Below are 18035 nucleotides of genomic sequence, written 5' to 3'. Positions count from 1 at the left end.
ATAAAAATATAACCAAACACAATAGGTTTCTCTTTATGCCCAATTCGCTCGGTTTAAAAGAGGCGAAAGCAAAGTGGAACCAACCGGGAGAATCAGAGGAAAGCTCATGAAATTCAGACATAAGGTTGTCACAGCCTCTTCATTTTTGCTGCTAATTACCGTGTCGTTATTGTCGACACAACAAGTTATGACCATCCGCTCCCAAACTCAGGAGCAAATCGACTCAAGTGTAAACGAGATATTGACCAGTGTTGGTAACACTGTGCAATCAGAAATGAATGCAAAGAAGGATCTCGCTCGCTCCATTACTGAAGTGATTGAGCTTGACCCCAGTTCACATAGCTATGTTCAAAACATACTTGAAAGACCCACGCCAAAAAGCAGCTTCCTTGCCATCGGTTTTGGTTATGAAAGTAATGGCTTTGTGATTGAAAATGACGACGGCTGGGATGCGGGCCCAGACTACGACCCACGTCAGCGTCCTTGGTTTATTGCAGCTAAGAGCAAAGGCGATTTGGTCGTAACCGATCCGTACGTCGATGCGTCTTCGAAAAACGTTATCATCTCTGTTGGTACGCCAGTAAAAGAAAATGGCCAGTTTTTAGCCGGTATGTTTTATGACCTCGAATTAACTACCCTTTCTGATCTCGTCAACCAAGTGAATCTGTTTGATGCTGGTTACTTATTTTTGGTCACCGCTGATGGCACAACCATTGCTCACCCTCAAAGTAAATACAACGGTGAGAAAGTCGGTAGCTACCTCCCACAAATCGAACTTACGCAATCAGCACAACATGTTGAGATTGATGGCAACCGCTACATGGTTAACCTGACTCACATTCCTGGCGAGAACTGGTACGTAGGTTCGGTGATCGATGAAGCTGTTGCCTATTCTGCCGTAGGAGAGCTTCGTAACAACGCTATTATTTATTCAATCATTGCCGTGATTGCATCTATTATCGCCCTAACTCTGTTGATTCGCACTCTCATGCGTCCTTTGGACACGCTAAACAATGCGATTAAAGATGTAGCATCAGGGAAAGGCGACCTTACACAACGCCTCGAAACAGATACTGACCAAGAGTTTTCTGAGCTTGCCACAAACTTCAATACGTTCATGGAGAACTTACAACAGCAAATCATTGAGTCGAAACGTATTTCTGATCAAATTTTAAATGGAACTCAAATCACCGCTGAGGGCGCAAAAGACTCGGCAGGCGCAATTCACACTCAGCTGCAAGAGCTAGAACAACTTGCTACCGCGATGCATGAGATGTCTGTCACCGCGACAGAGGTTGCTAATAATGCGCAAGGTGCGGCAAGTGCAGCCAAAGAAGCCGACCAAGCAACGGTTGAGGGGTCTTCTATCGTTGGTGAATCGACACAAACGATAAACATGCTTTCCGATAGCATTGACCTTGCAGTCGAAGAAGTACAAGTGTTGGAATCTGCTACCGCCAATATCGAAACGATTCTAAAAGTCATCAACGATATTGCGGACCAAACGAACTTACTCGCGTTGAATGCCGCAATCGAGGCTGCACGTGCGGGAGAATCTGGCCGAGGCTTCGCCGTTGTTGCAGATGAAGTACGTACACTGGCACAACGTACCCAAGAGTCGACAACAGAGATTCGTACTATGATTGAGCAACTACAATCTGGCGCTTCATCTGTGGCAAATGCCATGCATCAAAGCAAAGGTAGTGCTATAGAGGCCGTTGAAAAAGCGGGTTTAGCAAATAGTGCGTTACAACGCATTCGTGATGCGATTCAGCGTATTTCCGATATGAACTTGCAAATTGCCTCAGCAGCGGAAGAGCAAAGCCTTGTCGCTGAAGAGATCAACAACAATACGGTGAATATTAAAGACCTATCGACTCAAGTCGCCGAATCGGCAAATCGAACCAACGACGCGATGCAGGCGCAACAAGAAGATGTACATAAACAAGATCAAATCTTAAATAGATTTACTGTCTAACACTCATTTAAGCAAAAACAGCGAGCACCGGCTCGCTGTTTTTGTTTTTAACCCTCTACCCTAGTATTGGTCGATGTTACATGTGCCATGTTGGTGCTATTAAGCTCAACATTACAAGAACGCCGACTATGTGTCCTTTCAAGTTTAATTGAGCTCGACATGGATATAGCGATCATTAGAACGACGATAATAGCGGTCGTCCACTTTTAGATAAGTGAAATCTCCAATCTTTATGTAGGTACTATTCCGAGGAATTCGGTCATGGTAATAGTAACTGCGCCTTGGTCGTCTGGTCTCCACATAAATAACGTCACGATGTTTGTGTTTATGCTTGTGCTTGCGCTTGTGTTTATGATGGTGGTGATGCGCATGATCGTGATCGTACCGATGTCCATGCTTATGCTTCGGGTCAGCCACCGCTTCTGTACTCAACACACCTAAAGACAACATAACGCCAACCATGGAAAAAGATAATTGCTTTGACACAACAGAGCCTCTTATTCATATCAACATCGATATAATAGAAGGGTGAATCACTGTACATGTCAGCCTTTCGCTAAGGAGTTTTACTAAAAAGTCAGCGCTAACCGTGATTATCAGAGAAACGTCAAACATCACAAATGCTGATGACTTCGAGTGGCCTGGGTTCGGCTATGAATACAAAAAAGCCGCCCGTTTGACTACGAGCGGCTCAGTTTTTAAATAAGCTAGCGTGATTTTATACTGCTTGGGCAAACAGCAAGAAACAGCCGAATAGGAAGATCATGCTCATTCCCATTGCGCCGCCACCAGCTTCATAAATATTGTCATCTTCTACCGGCACTCGGCGCACTTTCATGGTCATTGATAATGGAACAAAGACCGCGAGAAACACAAGAATAATCCCCGCGTAGCTGAGAATAGCTAGGAAGTGTTCTGGCGCAAATACAGCACCTAATAGTGGTAGCACAAAAGTAGTAACAAAAATCACTGGCTTACTTGCTTTCAGTAGGTCTGCATTTTGATCGTATAGCGCCATCGCAACACCTAAGAACGACGTTAGTAGTGCCAAACCAGTAAACATGGATAGGATGAACTCTAAGCCCTCGTATTGCTGACCTAGTACCGAGATCAACTCTGTTACGTTGGAGTATTGAACAAGCTCATGAGGTGGTAGGTTGCCGACAACCGCTAACAACCATAATAGGTAACAAACAAGCGGAATAGTTGAGCCCACGATAATCATATTACGCAGCTGTGTTTTACTCGCTTCTTTGTTGTAAGTTACAAGCGATGGGATCACGACCATAAAACCGAAACTGGTGAAAAGCACCGAACTGGTTTTGATAAGTGCCATTTTATCGTCGCTCACAACCTCATCAAGTCCTTCAAACGAGACGCTTGGTGCAAGCGCAAAAAGTGTCAGGATCAGCGCTACGATCATGCCTAGGAACAAACCGCGATTAAGCTTATCTACTACCCCTGTACCTGCCGAAACAATGATACCAACTAAAAGAGTAAAACCGACTTGGCTTGCGATCGTGGATGTTGGAAGCCCAATTGAGGCTGTTACTTTTTGTACCAGATCACCCGCACCAATGATGTAAGCCATTAATAGACAAACTAACAGGGCGTAAAGCAAGCTGTTGGTTACCAACTGGCCTCCTTTACCAAGCGTTTCGCGAGCAATTGCATTCATGCTCACACCACCACCGACTTTGCAACTGGCTTCAAGAAGGAGCAGCGCAGCATAAGTCGTTCCAGCCCAGATGAACAACATAAGAAGAGTGCCCCAAAGGAGGCCAAATTGAGCAAGCACCATTGGTATAGCAAGCATACCAGCGCCAAGAGCAGTACCTGCAACGATCAGGGAGCTGCCGACAAGTTTTAGGTTCACGGTTAATACCTCTAAATTCAATCCGTTAATTTCTCGCCAGTTGTGCTTTATCTAAAGCACACAACAAAACGCTCCGACTTAGTCAAAATTTGGTTACAAGAGCACTATGTTACAAGAGCCCTGTATGGCTAAGAAAACATGCAACAAAAGGTGGTTAATCATTTGCACATGAACACTTGAGAGTCATTTTTGGCGATGTCATCGCTGATGAAATGTGCGCAACTTTGGGTTCGAAGCAAAATTGTTCATCTTAATTCATCAACCCCATTCGTTATGAATGGATTTGGTTCGAAAAGATTGTAAGGCATAAGCAGGACGATTGAAAAGCAAAAGGTCAATCTTATAGCGATATATTTTAACAACTCTTATCTTTTACCTAAGATGTGTTGTTTTTTTCGTCACTAATTAGTCTTTTATCGCTTAAAGAAAAGGAAGAACGTGCTCAATGGCTCAATTTGGCTGGGTGTACAGATTAATTTACAGGTTAAGTGAAGGTGTTAGATTCCAAGGACGTAGCCTAGATCGGACAATATCGCTATTATTCGCTGCGTACCGACACTGTTCGGTTCACATACCTCTAAACACTGATTTACGGTTCGAAAATATAGGTAAATGAGTGTCCGAATGCTGGGTGTGGTTCCCCAGCATTTGCATCCTTTCTTTTAGATGGCATCAATTGATCGAAATTCCATAAATCTTGTATCGCCCGACTTTACGGCTGTGTTAATACGCTTTATCTAGCGCGCCAATGATATAAGTTAACACTGGAATACCCATATCGGCGACCTGCTTCTCAGTCTCACTCATATTTTCATGCGCCATCCGCAACTCTACTTCACTTATCGATTCTTTGTGAAGGTAAAGCTCTTTGTAGTTCATCAATCGCTGTTGTGACTGTTGAATCAGTGTCACAACATTCTCTTTAGTCTCACGATGTTGCTGATCAATTTCACTAAATAAATGATCTAAAATGCGTTGCATTTTGCGAATAGAAGCTTTCGTTTCTATTGATTTGTATGATTGATACTTTTCCATTGAGTTAATAACTGACTAAAATATTTACGTTTTTATAAGACAGTTATTTTTATACTGATTGCAAAGCAGGTAAATATGTGGTGGTTAAACTGGTCCACTTCTTGCTCCGTTTAGGTCAAAACTGTCCTTTCAGGAGAGCACATGCAGGTAGACCCTATAATTCAAGCACTGATCGCAAGACGAAAATCGAATGGCCTCTCCCGTGAGCAAATGGCAAACATCGCTGGAATGAGCGTAAAAACATATCAAAGGATCGAGCGCGGAGAGTCCGATCTTAAACTCTCACAATATCGTGCCATATTGCGTTCGCTTCATTTGACTGACCTAGATATTGCCTTAGATGTACGTGATGTTCAGCATGTCACAGCAAATGACTTAACGGCCGTGGCGCGATTGCTCTCACCGGAAGCTCAGTCCCTGCTCGTTCGCCTGTTATCGTTAATCCTTGAACAAAAGAACAAGAAAGGTGATTAACCACATTACTCATACTCAAACGATGAATGCCCTGTTGAGCGTTGAAACATGAATCGTTTAGACAAAAATAAAACTCGTCAAATGACGAGTTTTATTCTTTATATCAGTCCGTTACTCTAGGCTTTTTAATTCCGATGTATCAACGCCTTTTATTGCATCTTTCGCCACTTTATCAGGATCAAAGACATCACGTTCTTCATACGAATTATCAATCATGCCTTGTCCTATCGCGGTCGCCTGCTTTTGTAACTTGTTACCCTCTACCTCACCAGCATCCCAGCCTTGTCGATAATCGGAGTCGGTTTGATACCTTGTTTCGTCCTTAATATAGTGTTCAAAATCATTCCCTGCCTCTTGCATACCACTATGCCGACCGTCATGAAAGCCTTGAATATAAGCTTCATCATAACCGCTCTCTTTTAACGCGCTGTCACTCGTACCACAGCCTGAGAGGAGAACAAAAAATAGCGAAACGAATACCTTATGAAACATATTTAGGCCTCAAAGCTTTCAAATAAATTAATCATAGTTCGCGATTTCAACTTCTGCTTACTTCAGGCTATTAGATAGCATTGTGACTCGACGAAGCCTGTGAACTTGAGTCCCTACAGTGAGTACAAAGCTGGACAAAGCATCACACCTACTGATAAACATTATACTCAACGCGCGTTTAATACTTCCATCGCAAGTGCTTCATCATCTTGCTCAGCCAAACCACTGATACCAATTGCACCGACGATTTTCCCCTCTTGTTCTATAGGCACACCACCCATAAAGCCTGTGATCTTCGGGTCAGTCCAATAACTCAACTGCTTACCCGTCTCACGAGCCCAAGCACCCAGATTGCCGCTAGGCTGACGGTCTCTAGCCGAGGTGTAAGCTTTGTTCTGTGCCAACAAACCTGCTTGCACACTCACATCATCCATTCGGGCAAAACCGAGCAATTCTCCATGTGTATCAACCACGGCAACCGCAATGTTTTGCTTGCGAGCAGTCGCAATTTCCAATGCCGTTTGAATTAGAGTTTGAACTTGTACGTATTTCATTTTTCTCTCCTAAGGGATCTCATGACCAAGGGTTTTCTCGAACAATCCATACCAATGGCTGCGTGATAGCGTGACGTTCTCTACTTGAGCACAAGCGCGAATACGCTGTGGGTTTGCAGTCCCAATAACAGGCTGAATTTGGTTTGGATGACGCGTCAAGAAGGCTAAAACAATCGCCTCTGACGGCACGCCATATTCAGCTGCCAGCGCCATCACCATCTCCGACGTCTGTCTGGTGTTGTGATCATCAGAATGTAAGCCACGCTCTGAGAATCTTCCTTGCGCCATACTGCTCCACGCTTGCAGTTGGATATTGTGCTTACGGGCATGCTCCAGTGTTCCTACAACGTAGTCAGATGCAGACGAAGGAAGCCCCATGCCTTGCTTTATGAAGTCAGACTTAGCCAGACTCATTTCCAACTGGTTCGCCACAATAACTTCGCCCGTTGCTTGTTGAAGAAGATCAATTTGAGCACTGTTCATGTTAGAAACACCGAAGTGGTTAACTTTGCCAGCTTGTTTCAGTGCTTGGAGCGCTGTGCCCAGTTCTTCAAATTCAACCAGAGGATCAGGACGATGCAGCATCAAAACATCAAGGTTTTCCACGCCAAGGCGCTCAAGAATGCCCTCAACAGAAGCCGTCACCCATTTGGCAGAGAAGTCATACTGCTTAACACCTTGCTCATCTCCTAGACGGATGCCGCACTTGGATTGCAGATAAATTCGCTCTCGTAAGGTTGAGTCATTGGCTAAGATGCACCCAAACACTTCTTCTGCCTTACCGAATTTGTAGATATCCGCATGATCAAAGAGATTGATGCCAACCTCTAATGCAGCCTCGACAGCGGCATAAGCTTGGTTTTCATCTTGGGCGGTTAATGGGTTGCGATTCCACTCCCCTCCAAGTCCCATACAGCCGAAGACCAAGCGGCTAACGTTAGGTAAGGTTTTGGCGAGCGGTAGTGTTGGATTGTTCATCGTTATTCTCACTTTTCCGATTTCTGCATCTTCAATTTCTTAAGTTAACTCTAACCATCTTACCGTTCGTAAAAATTAGTTTAATACCGTAAAATCGAATTCATTATCCTCGCTACCGAACAATTAAAGCGAACAATAAAGACGAGCAATCAAGATGGCAGATTATAAGAGAATCGAAAAACTGATGCTGTTTGCTGAAGTGGCTCAAACACTCAATTTTTCTAGAGCAGCGGAGCAACTTGGCATTTCTAAAAGTTACCTGTCGGAACAAATCAAGCGTTTGGAATCGGAACTCGCAACGCCTTTGATTGTTCGAACCACACGCAGCGTGAGACTAACAGCAGAAGGTGAATCGATCTTTGCACAAGCGGAAGATCTCAAACGCCGCGTAGTGGAAATGGAAAAGAGTTTAAGTCAGCGATCTGAACAAATAGACGGTCTGATTCGTCTTACCGCTCCCAAGATGTTTGCTGAAGCGGTGCTGCATGATTTGTGCGTAGCGTTTCGCGCTTTACATCCAAACGTAGAGTTCGAGATTCTTTCTAGCTATCAAGCGTTTAATCTGACGGAAACCAGCGTTGATTTTGCGTTTCGAGCGACAAGAACGCCGCCAGAGAATATGATTGCTCATCACCTTTTGGACTACCACCACTGGCTGGTTGCCTCTCCTCATTATCTGCAAGAAGAAGGTACGCCGGAGACGTTAGCGGATTTAAAACAGCATCAATGCTTAACCACATTGCATCAAAAAGAGTGGCCGTTAAAAACGGGAACAGTTCAAACCCAAGGTTGGCTTTCAAGCAATGAAAACCGCTTACTCAAAGAATCAGCCCTGTCTGGCAATGGCATTGCTCGGTTAGCAAGTTACTTTGTCGAACAAGACGTTGAGCACGGCCGTCTAGTGCAGGTTCTATCGGAAGAAACTTACCACCAGCACAACGCGGTGTACTTGGTGTATCCGCAGCTCATCTATCAATCGGCGAAAACCAGAGCCTTCATTGAATTCGTGAAGCAGCGCTTTGCTATATAACTAAGGCAGTTAATCCGCAGACCACACCGAGCGAATATCTGGCCAACCCCAGTTAGTAAGAGCGACGTCTTCTAAAACACCTTGGAAACGCAAAGTTTGTGTATGGTGGAACATGGGTGCAATCCAGTATTCGCTGATCAACGTCGATGCAATTGGCTCCAATGCATTAAGGTAGTCCTCAAGTGGAACGAAAGATCTGACTCTCTGTAGTTGTTCATCTAACCATTGTGCGTTCTTCTCTCCCAAAGTGTGGAATAGCACAGCGTTGCTGAAGAAGTTCGTGAACGCTGAGGCATGACGATTATCATCTAGGTTTATGTTCGTCACGACCATCGTCTCATTTAGCTCACCATTCTTAGCTTTCTCGTTCAGCTCACGATAGGAATACATAACAATTTCTACTTTACTGCCAACACTCACCAAACGATTAGAAATAGCCCGCGCACAGCGACGCAACGCGGTATAGTTATATCCGGCTATCGTAATGTGTTTAGGTAACTTAAGCGGCTCACTGAACGGACGGAGCACTGGCTTCCAACCTGGTAGCAGGTTATAAGCGGGTATACTCCCAAATACAATATTCTCGCGGCGCATAACTTCGGCCAAGTGCTCAGGCTGAATTAGCTCACTAATATAACGGCGCTGCGCTAAAGAGAGTTTGTGCTTAGCGTGCTGATTAAATAAGGCGAATAAGCAACCATCTTCTATTCGACTACGCTTGCTCGCCGATGAGTTTTCTCGGTTTTGCGTCGACATATAGTGTCCACACAAATCCTCCTCGGGCGAAGCATCCCTTTGCAACGTATTTGCTGCCAATGACGGGTTCTCCATTTGCTCGTCATTAACAATCCAGATAGTCACCAAATCCGTTAGAACTCTACATGCATAGTAACCATTAAATGCTTGCAGTTTTAAACGACTTTCATTGTGCTCGACAACAGAGAATGGGCCACTTCCGACCACCAGCTTGTTATTCGCTACGTTAACTTGGCTTACTGGTTGAACGCCGTATTTCACTCCAGAAATAAGTCCAGCAAAGCCCAAGTCAGCTCGATTAAGCTTAAAAACAACTTTCAATGGCGTTGGCGCAGTAATGTTAGCAACATGTGCCAACTCTTTTTCGTAGTACTGTAGTGAACTCAACTTTGCAAACAAGCTAACCACTGTTTCTGCATCAATGGAATTACCATTATGAAAAGTCAGACCTGGACGAAGGTAGAAAGTCCATTCGTAGGTGTCTTCGTCATAACGCCAGTGATGTGCGAGTTCTGGTTGCACTTTCCCATTGTGATCACTCGAAACTAAGCAACAATAGATTTGCCTTAATAAGAAACGTTCGCTGCTACGCTGAAGTTGATGTGGAACGACGCGCTCAAACATTCGCTTATAGGTTAATTGAATATTGAGCTGTCCTTCTTGCACAGAAGCACCAGACGTTGTTTTTAACAAACGGCCAAATGCCATTTCGTCTTCATCTAATATCGCCAGTGCTTTTTCATACTTGCCTAGCTTGATACGTTCAAGAGCCAAGCTCTCTTTTAAAACGTCTAACTCCATATTCAGAATAAGAGTCGATCGTTGGTTCCGCCCAGCTTTCGGGTGCCAGCTCAACCACGCCTTCTGCTGCATCTGCGTTAGCAGGCTACGAGCATGCCGAGAAGAAGTGAACATTATGTCAGCAATGTCCTGTAACGTGGTTTTTGTTTCATCACCAACACTAAACGAGAGTAATCGTTGGTAATAGCGAAACAAATTGAGATCAGACACTGAATCAACCTTAGATCTGTGAAGTTTGTGGATAGGAATAGTTTACTTAAGTTGGCGGTAATAAAATAAGAAAACTTCCTAATTATCTGTTCCCCTTTTCCACAATTAACCTCCAAATTCGGCTTTAAAGCCCCATATATTTACGTTATTAGGAAAAAAGCCAACAAAAGCACTCTCTTTTTTATATCCCCTTTTATACGCATAATTTACTCGTCAGCTAAAGGAGGAAAAAATGAAGAAGCCAATGATGGCGTACTTTTTTCAGCAACGCCTAGCTCAATCGAGTAATAAAATAGAAGTGATGACTCTGGTTTATCTTAACGATATGTTCCAGTGGTCATAGCCTAACCTCAAGCAGAACTTAGCTCCTGATACTACACCCCCACTTCGTTGTATCTTAAGTTCTGCTTTTTCATCTTTTGCACTCTACTACCTTATTGCAGGTTACTAAAAGTTAACTAGTTGAAACACCGCAAAACAGAGTCTACATTGAAGTCTCATCCCCCAATCGCTTTGTTGAGAAAGGGGCATTCATGGATATACACCACCAATTCGGGAGTCAATATGGCAACTTCAGTGAAACTTAAAGCGGGCGACAGCTTCCCTCATCTTCAAGCCACTTTGCTAGATGGTTCAAGCGTAACGTTGGGTCAGCCGCAAGGTGATGCGACTTGGCAAGCAGTATTCGTTTATCGTGGTAAACACTGCCCTCTTTGTACTAAGTACCTCAACGAGCTTGAGAGTTACAAACAGGCTTTCGCTGATGCTGGCGTCGATATTCTTGCCGTTTCTGGCGACTCAAAAGCACAGCTAGAGGGGCATCTAGAGAAACTCGAAATCAGCTTCCCTATCGCTTACGGCCTGACCGAAGAACAAATGAAAACGCTAGGCTTGTATGTATCTATTCCTCGATCTGAACAGGAAACCGATCATAATTTCGCAGAACCAGGTCTGTTTGTGGTGAATGAACACGGCGACTTACACGTGGTGGATATTTCAAACAACCCGTTTGTTCGCCCTGAGCTTGGCGCACTATCACGCGGATTGGCATGGATTCGCGATCCAAACAATAACTACCCTATCCGTGGCACATTGGATTACTAATATCTTCTACACCCAAGTAAACTTTCTATCCTTAAATAAGCTAGGATTCTTGCCTTAGTGAGAATAACTTGGAATGCATATCAGATCCGTGAGATCTGATATGTATCAACAAGTTGGAAATAGAGTCCTTGTTCATTATACAACGTCTTGATGAAAAACAAGATTAGTGAAGCCCAGACTCCCCTCAAACAACGTTAAGTATTTACTTCTAAGTCACTTTCACGATAAACACATGAAATTAAGACTAAAAACTTAGACTTAACGGATGTATAAATCATAACGATACCTACACAAGTAGTTAGCTAGCGATTATTATCGCTACTGCAACTCACAATTGTGCACTTCTAACAATTCACACCATAAATGAAAACATAGATACCGTAAGAGACAAAATAAAAGCAAACGATTAAATTACCAATAAAACACCGTTCAATTAAAAATAAAAAACATTTCACTTTATAAAAATGTAATTAATCGTTATTTGCAATCACACATCTTAATTGAGAAATACAGTATGAATAAAATCTCTTTGCTTTATATAGCCGTTTGTATCGGATTAGTTGGATGCGGTTCAGGAGGAAGCGACAACGATCCAGCAAAAGATATACATCCCACCATTTCAAACCCGGAACAAGTCAACGCAATGACGGTGGACAAAGGTCATTTCTATTGTTCTGTAAACCAACAAAAACTGGAACACGGAGGGACATCTGCAAGCATGTCCTACCTGATTGAAAAGAAAAAAAATTCTACGGTTGTCGACGATTATGAATGTACCGAATACGGTTTGAAGAAAGGTGAGTCAATTATCGTCACTAAAAGTGCAATTGAAAACTTTTCATACTCAAAACATTATAAAAGCACGAAGAAGAATGACATTAATAGGTTTAAAATCATCTACCCTACAGGGCTTACGACTCCGATTAATAAAGATTATGAAAAAATTACGATCACGTATAATACGGAGAGACCTGACGTTAACATTAAGATAATTCAATATTTTGACGAAAAGTCTAAATTATATACCATCAAAAAATATGAAAGCCACGTTAACGACAACTCACCAATAGGTTTAGTTGAGAAAGAGGAATTCGATAAATATTCCGATTTTGAAAAGAAACTGGAATTAAATAGTGCTTTTTTAAATTCAACTGAAGTGAGTGATTTATTCTACAACTTATTAAGTATGATAAAATAATAACTAAAAATCAAAAACTTAAAAAGTACGATTATGCTCAAGTAGCTTCGATATGCCTGACTCGAAAGAGTACGTTGTTTTACGAAACAAATTACGATTTGAATGAAGCACATCTAAGTTACTTGGGTATAAACGGCGATGTATTGTTAATCAGCTTTCAAAAGAGAGTGACGTTTGCGATTAACTACTTTGGTCTTAACGAAGCTCAATTTGATGCTTTTCAGACCAAATTCGCAAATCATCAAGAATCTTAAGTGCGGTACGGCCGAACTCTGTTAGTTCATAGCTTACGGCAATTGGGCGGTCGCTGATCACTTTACGCACCACCATACCTTCCGCTTCTAGCTCTTTAAGACGTTGGTCGATCATCTTTTTACTTGCACCGCCTAGCATGCGTGCTAAGTCATTGAAACGAACTGGGCCGTCTTTCAAATGATAAATCAGAGAACCTTTCCATTTACCACCAATTAAACGCATCCCTTTCTCGATAGCACATGGCTCCGCACATACGTTCGCCACTGACTTACGACCTTTGCTATCTACACTGATTCTGCTTTCCACAATACACCTCAAGATACGCACCTAATCTAGGTAACGAAAAGTAAGCTAGATACATTTAGTGCTTTAGAGTAATAAAAACGTCACCTCGCCGCAAACAAATAAAAATGGACCGCGTACAGCAGTCCATCTCAATTCATCATTCAGTTCGCACTATCTTTCTAAAAGGATTAGAAGTTTTCGTTAATGTGAGCTTCGAAACGAACAAAATCGTTTTCGATATCTGCGTTCTTCATCACGTCGTAGCAAGCGAATGTAGGTAATGCTGACATACCAAAGAAGCGGAAGTTAGCGTGCATGTGGAACATCAAATCATCCACGCCTTTACCTTGGAATAGGTATTCGCTCTCATCATCAAACGATTCTTCTGGTGCGTTGAATGTCAGTGAAAGCATGTATTTGCTGTTGGTTTGAGTACCGCCTGTACCATAGTTTTTCTTTGGTTCTTCTGCGCTACGGCCATCAAATGCACACAGTGCGCCGCCCATACCCGCAGTAAACACGTCGTCCATGTATTTTTTGAATGACCAAGGCACAGACATCCAGTTGATTGGGCTTTGGATGATCACGCGATCAGCCCATTCAAAGTGTGCGAGTTGCTCATCTACGTTGATCTCATCTTGCATTGTCACAACGCGAACTTCATGGCCTTTTGCTTGCAGAAGCGTCTGTGCTTTGTCGACAAGAGAAGCATTTAGACGACCTTCTGAATATGGTGATGGTTCGTGTGCATTGATGATCAGTACGTTGCTCATGGGATTACCTTTAAATAAGTTCACAAGATGACGCAGTAACCATTGTGCGTCGGATGTGGTTTATTATGGTAACCTAGAAATATAGTGCAATTAGTTAACTTTTAGTAACCTACTTAATTTTTAATTATATCACTGTTTTTAAAAGATATATTTTTTCAACTTTTTATCCATCGTTATTTCACGATTAATTTTTTCATCGACTTGTTGCATCTTCCACAGAGCAGGCGTACACTTTATCGCAATTCGACGATTAACTATTAAGGCCAGCGAATGAGTGATAAGTGCAAGGACACGTGCGAAGTCGTTTTTCAGACAACGCAACAACAGCTCGAGAAAGAACAAACTCTAGCAGCGCAAGCAAAAGCTTTGTCGCATCCAGCACGTTTGCGCATTCTGCATATCCTGCACACGCTCGATACCATGGGCGGTTGTTTGAACAGTGATTTGGTTTCTGAACTGGGTCTTGCGCAATCTACTGTTTCCGAGCACTTGCGTATTCTAAAGCAAGCAGGCTTTATCAGCGCCGAGCCAAACCCACCTAAGGTGTGTTACCGCATTCAACGCGACGCGTTTGATCAGTTCAATCTAGGATTTTCCAAGTTATTTGATTAACTCCCTTTGCACGCTGGTCAGGCGTGCAGAGATAAACTATACCTTTAACTATCGCCTTTCGACGATGAACGAATAAGAGAACACTATGACTACTCAAGTTTTAAATAGTGCCAGCGACAAAATGAGCTTCTTGGACCGTTACCTAACGGTGTGGATTTTTGTTGCAATGGCAATCGGTGTAGGTATTGGCGCAGCATTCCCTCAAGTTGCTGAGTGGAATGAGTCAATGTCAGTTGGCAGCACAAACGTACCGCTAGCGATTGGTTTAATTTTGATGATGTACCCGCCACTCGCAAAGGTGAACTACAACCTGCTAGGCACAGTGACGAAAGACAAAAAAGCGATCACGCTGTCTTTGGTCATGAACTGGATTGTCGGCCCTATTTTGATGTTCATCCTTGCATTGACTTTCCTAGGTGATCATCCGGGTTATATGGTTGGTATCATTCTGATCGGTCTTGCTCGTTGTATTGCGATGGTATTGGTATGGAACGATATCGGTGGCGGTAACAAAGAATACGGCGCAGCCCTAGTTGCACTAAACAGCGCTTTCCAAATCGTGACTTACAGTGTGATGGCATGGTTATTCATCACTGTGTTGCCACCAGTCTTTGGTTACGAAGGTTTCGTGGTTGATATCTCGATGATGGACATCGCGGAAAGCGTTCTGATTTACCTTGGTATCCCATTCCTAGCGGGCTTCCTAAGCCGTAAATGGCTGGTCGCTGCGAAAGGTGAACAATGGTACAACGACGTGTTCATCCCACGCATTTCACCAATTACGCTTATCGCCCTGCTTGCGACCATCGTGCTGATGTTCAGCTTGAAAGGTGAAATGATTCTTGAACTGCCAATGGATGTATTCCGTGTAGCAATTCCACTGGCTATCTACTTTGTGTTGATGTTCTTTGTCAGCTTCTTCGTTGGTAAGAAAATGGGCATTGACTACGACAAAAACGCGTCGATTGCTTTCACGGCAACAGGCAACAACTTTGAATTGGCAATTGCGGTTTCTATCGCGGTGTTTGGCCTAAACTCAGACCAAGCTTTTGCTGGTGTCATTGGTCCACTGATCGAAGTGCCTGTGTTGATTGCTTTGGTGAATGTAGCATTGCGAATGAAGGCCAAATATTATGGCTAACCTAAAAAGCACAAAAAATACAAAAGCGGTAAAACATTAACTCACTACCGTTTTAATATACTCGCTGGGCGTTAGGCCGAACTTACTTTTAAAGCGTTGGCTAAAACGCCCCTCTGACTGATAACCACACAACTGTGCTAGCAGCGCAACGTTATACGAGCCATTTTGCATCAAGTAAAGTGCGTGATTTAGGCGCACTTCTGCCAATACTTCACGATACTGGGTACCTTCTTGTTTCAGTTTGCGTATCAATGTTGCTCGGCTCATAGCAAAGTGCCCCGCGACCATGTCTAATGGATGCTCCTCCCCTGGAGAGCGCGATAAGTAACGACTAAGTTTCTGACTAAAAGAGATATGTGAACTCGAGAACAACCGATGCAATAACCCTCTCTCAGCTAGCTGCTGATATAGACCCATAATCCAATAGCGTTGTGTCGCTTCACTTAAGCTTTCCCGCTCAAACGAAAACAAAGCATTTAACGTCGCTTGCAATGCTTTATCTGTCTCAACAACGGGTACATAGTTTCCTAATGCGTTGCTCATGCTTAGCTCCAACATTTCATCGCTAGGCACACAGTGAAAACTGAACATTCGAGAAAGAAATCGCCCTTGTAGAGGAAGATTTTCAAAATTTAGGGATGCATTTGCTTCACAAAGCATGATATTTGGATGATGGATGTCGAGTACTTCGTCTTTCCAGAAAAGATGTTTACTCCCCTTAACAATCTGAATAAGGCTTGGGGAGTGAATCCTGACATTACGAAGCTTCTGCTGCTGCTCCGCACGAAACAGCGTAACCTGATATTGGTGACCCATTCTCTCCCCTTATATTCAATTATCGCGTGTAAGTCGTGGTTAATGTCGCTTTACCCAAAGCAACACTATTCAAAGTAAACCCTACAATGGCTGGTGGCGTGTTTTCATCCAAATTCAGTTCTTCAGTTGGCAATGCCCACACCGTAAACTGGTAACGATGCATCCCATCATTCTTTGGAGGACACGCGCCGCCGAACCCCGTTGTGCCGTAGTCAATACGAGATTCTTTGCCACCTAACTTGTTCATATCAATGCCTCGAGGCAGCTCGCTAACGGTGGATGGAATATTAAACGCTATCCAATGCCAAAAACCACTGCCTGTTGGTGCATCGGGGTCATACACGGTGATCGCAAAACTTTTTGTGCCCTTTGGAGCTTCTTTCCACATCAATTGTGGTGATTGATTCCCGCCATCACATCCCCAACCAGAGTATTCAAATGTCTTCGCCATCGGGTGGCCTTCTTGAATATCTCTACTCACGAGTTCAAATGCATGGGCAGAACCGACCGCAAAAACACTCAATACCAAAACTGACCTGTAGATCGCTTTCATGTTTTTCTTCCTTTCAATGAATTCAACACTAGTCTAAATACCCAGTAGTCCGAATCCTTTTCAGCAAGTATCAAAAAACACAAAATAATCTATAATTTTGACACTTTAAGATTCTAACACAAACTTCTTACTCTCTTAATTGCACTTGGTTTATGCTAATTAATCGCTCACGGAATAAGGAAGGAAAATGGAATTGGATATCTACGTGGTGGACGCCTTCACCGATACGCAATTCAAAGGCAACTCAGCAGCGGTGATATCGTTAGAGGAATGGCTAGCCCCAGAATTGATGCAAAATATCGCGACAGAAAACAACTTGTCGGAAACGGCTTTTCTAAAATCCATTGGCGCAAACCGATATGAGATTCGTTGGTTCTCTCCGATTACTGAAATCGATTTCTGTGGACACGCAACACTGGCCTCTTCGTTAGTTCTGTTTGATGAGTTTGGCATTAATGGCACGATTGAATTTCATACTCTGGAAGTAGGAACTCTCACCGTAGAGAAGAATGCGCAAGGTAAGATCGAGATGACGTTCCCTGCTCGTCCTCCAAAAGCCGTTTCTGATATTCCCTCGGCATTGATTGAAGGCCTAAGTTGCGATGTGGAACGCGTACTGCTTAGCCCTCAAGCGTATTTCGTGGTGGTCGGCAACCAGCAGGAGGTACTTGAGGTTCAATACCGTTCAGAGCACCTCAAGACACTCGCTCCTTACGATGTGGTCGTTACCGCGAAAGGCGATCAACAAGACTTTGTATCTCGTTACTTTTGGCCTGCAAATGGTGGTGACGAAGACCCCGTAACTGGCTCGATTCACGCTGGATTAGCACCATTCTGGGCAGAAGAATTAGGCAAAACATCACTGGTTGCTTACCAAGCTTCTCAGCGCGGAGGTATTCTTCATTGTGAAGTTATTGGCGAACAAGTAAGAGTGTCTGGCGACGGCGTGCTCTACATGAAAGGCAAGATTTTTGTTTAAATGATATTCATGTAATCAACTTAAAAGAGCCAAGTAAAGCACGGCTTCCGCAGGATCAAGCCAACTTCAATAATTAATCAATTGATGAATATTGAAGGAATTAACTTCCTAGCCGGACAAAACTGACTCACGTTA

General features: G+C 43.3%; 19 protein-coding genes. 8 read left to right on the top strand and 11 right to left on the bottom strand.

Going from position 1 to position 18035, the window contains the following annotated elements:
• Window positions 1-106: 106 nt before the first annotated feature.
• A complete protein-coding gene (locus tag J4N40_RS16635; protein ID WP_017821611.1) occupies window positions 107-1978 on the top strand; it encodes a methyl-accepting chemotaxis protein in 1872 nt (623 codons plus the stop codon).
• Between the two features lie 144 nt (window positions 1979-2122).
• Here the strand turns inward: J4N40_RS16635 and J4N40_RS16630 are convergent, their stop codons facing one another.
• The 3 genes from J4N40_RS16630 to J4N40_RS16620 all read right to left on the bottom strand — a co-directional run bounded on the left by J4N40_RS16630 (window position 2123) and on the right by J4N40_RS16620 (window position 4889).
• Entirely contained in the window at window positions 2123-2464 is a 342-nt protein-coding gene (locus J4N40_RS16630; RefSeq protein ID WP_250654592.1) for a VPA0510 family protein, read from the bottom strand.
• A 232-nt stretch (window positions 2465-2696) separates the two neighbouring features.
• Window positions 2697-3854, bottom strand: coding sequence for an amino acid permease (locus J4N40_RS16625; protein ID WP_005385167.1), 1158 nt, complete (start codon window positions 3852-3854; stop codon window positions 2697-2699).
• A gap of 723 nt (window positions 3855-4577) precedes the next feature.
• Entirely contained in the window at window positions 4578-4889 is a 312-nt protein-coding gene (locus J4N40_RS16620; RefSeq protein WP_005375472.1) for a hypothetical protein, read from the bottom strand.
• Between the two features lie 141 nt (window positions 4890-5030).
• Here J4N40_RS16620 and J4N40_RS16615 point away from each other — a divergent pair, with 141 nt between their 5' ends.
• Window positions 5031-5363 carry a helix-turn-helix transcriptional regulator gene (locus J4N40_RS16615; RefSeq protein ID WP_005375470.1) on the top strand — a complete coding sequence of 111 codons (333 nt, stop codon included), beginning with the start codon at window positions 5031-5033 and terminating at the stop codon, window positions 5361-5363.
• Window positions 5364-5474: 111 nt separating this feature from the next.
• Here J4N40_RS16615 and J4N40_RS16610 read toward each other — a convergent pair whose 3' ends face one another.
• The 3 genes from J4N40_RS16610 to J4N40_RS16600 all read right to left on the bottom strand — a co-directional run bounded on the left by J4N40_RS16610 (window position 5475) and on the right by J4N40_RS16600 (window position 7387).
• On the bottom strand, window positions 5475-5855 hold the full coding sequence (locus tag J4N40_RS16610) for a hypothetical protein (RefSeq protein ID WP_005375467.1): 381 nt from the start codon (window positions 5853-5855) through the stop codon (window positions 5475-5477).
• A gap of 167 nt (window positions 5856-6022) precedes the next feature.
• Entirely contained in the window at window positions 6023-6409 is a 387-nt protein-coding gene (locus tag J4N40_RS16605) for a GlcG/HbpS family heme-binding protein (protein WP_042521512.1), read from the bottom strand.
• 9 nt (window positions 6410-6418) lie between these two features.
• Window positions 6419-7387 (bottom strand): aldo/keto reductase, encoded by a 969-nt coding sequence (locus J4N40_RS16600; protein WP_042521513.1) that lies wholly within the window; start codon window positions 7385-7387, stop codon window positions 6419-6421.
• A gap of 154 nt (window positions 7388-7541) precedes the next feature.
• Here J4N40_RS16600 and J4N40_RS16595 point away from each other — a divergent pair, with 154 nt between their 5' ends.
• Window positions 7542-8417, top strand: coding sequence for a LysR family transcriptional regulator (locus J4N40_RS16595; protein WP_042521514.1), 876 nt, complete (start codon window positions 7542-7544; stop codon window positions 8415-8417).
• Window positions 8418-8426: 9 nt separating this feature from the next.
• Here J4N40_RS16595 and J4N40_RS16590 read toward each other — a convergent pair whose 3' ends face one another.
• Window positions 8427-10184: an SgrR family transcriptional regulator gene (locus tag J4N40_RS16590; RefSeq protein WP_250654591.1), complete on the bottom strand. Its 1758-nt coding sequence runs from the start codon at window positions 10182-10184 to the stop codon at window positions 8427-8429.
• Window positions 10185-10748: 564 nt separating this feature from the next.
• Here J4N40_RS16590 and J4N40_RS16585 point away from each other — a divergent pair.
• Both J4N40_RS16585 and J4N40_RS16580 read left to right on the top strand, forming a co-directional pair.
• On the top strand, window positions 10749-11288 hold the full coding sequence (locus J4N40_RS16585; RefSeq protein ID WP_005385152.1) for a redoxin domain-containing protein: 540 nt from the start codon (window positions 10749-10751) through the stop codon (window positions 11286-11288).
• A gap of 514 nt (window positions 11289-11802) precedes the next feature.
• A complete protein-coding gene (locus tag J4N40_RS16580; RefSeq protein WP_250654590.1) occupies window positions 11803-12486 on the top strand; it encodes a hypothetical protein in 684 nt (227 codons plus the stop codon).
• A 195-nt stretch (window positions 12487-12681) separates the two neighbouring features.
• Here the strand turns inward: J4N40_RS16580 and J4N40_RS16575 are convergent, their stop codons facing one another.
• Entirely contained in the window at window positions 12682-13047 is a 366-nt protein-coding gene (locus tag J4N40_RS16575) for a winged helix-turn-helix transcriptional regulator (protein ID WP_005375456.1), read from the bottom strand.
• A gap of 167 nt (window positions 13048-13214) precedes the next feature.
• Window positions 13215-13799, bottom strand: a complete 585-nt coding sequence (locus J4N40_RS16570; RefSeq protein ID WP_017635228.1) for an NAD(P)H-dependent oxidoreductase — start codon at window positions 13797-13799, stop codon at window positions 13215-13217.
• A gap of 270 nt (window positions 13800-14069) precedes the next feature.
• Here J4N40_RS16570 and J4N40_RS16565 point away from each other — a divergent pair, with 270 nt between their 5' ends.
• Window positions 14070-14411, top strand: a complete 342-nt coding sequence (locus tag J4N40_RS16565; protein WP_005375451.1) for an ArsR/SmtB family transcription factor — start codon at window positions 14070-14072, stop codon at window positions 14409-14411.
• An 85-nt stretch (window positions 14412-14496) separates the two neighbouring features.
• Window positions 14497-15552, top strand: a complete 1056-nt coding sequence (gene arsB / locus J4N40_RS16560; RefSeq protein ID WP_005385145.1) for an ACR3 family arsenite efflux transporter — start codon at window positions 14497-14499, stop codon at window positions 15550-15552.
• A gap of 36 nt (window positions 15553-15588) precedes the next feature.
• Here arsB and J4N40_RS16555 read toward each other — a convergent pair whose 3' ends face one another.
• Entirely contained in the window at window positions 15589-16368 is a 780-nt protein-coding gene (locus tag J4N40_RS16555) for a helix-turn-helix domain-containing protein (protein ID WP_137283102.1), read from the bottom strand.
• A 19-nt stretch (window positions 16369-16387) separates the two neighbouring features.
• Window positions 16388-16921 (bottom strand): YbhB/YbcL family Raf kinase inhibitor-like protein, encoded by a 534-nt coding sequence (locus J4N40_RS16550; protein WP_104976490.1) that lies wholly within the window; start codon window positions 16919-16921, stop codon window positions 16388-16390.
• A gap of 187 nt (window positions 16922-17108) precedes the next feature.
• Here J4N40_RS16550 and J4N40_RS16545 point away from each other — a divergent pair, with 187 nt between their 5' ends.
• Window positions 17109-17900, top strand: a complete 792-nt coding sequence (locus J4N40_RS16545) for a PhzF family phenazine biosynthesis protein (protein ID WP_250654589.1) — start codon at window positions 17109-17111, stop codon at window positions 17898-17900.
• Window positions 17901-18035 lie beyond the last annotated feature (135 nt).

This window comes from Vibrio sp. SCSIO 43097 (genome assembly GCF_023650755.1).
Classification (GTDB): Bacteria; Pseudomonadota; Gammaproteobacteria; order Enterobacterales; family Vibrionaceae; genus Vibrio; species Vibrio alginolyticus.
Note: the sequence above shows the minus strand (reverse complement) of the source record. Positions and strands in the feature narration are given on the sequence as shown.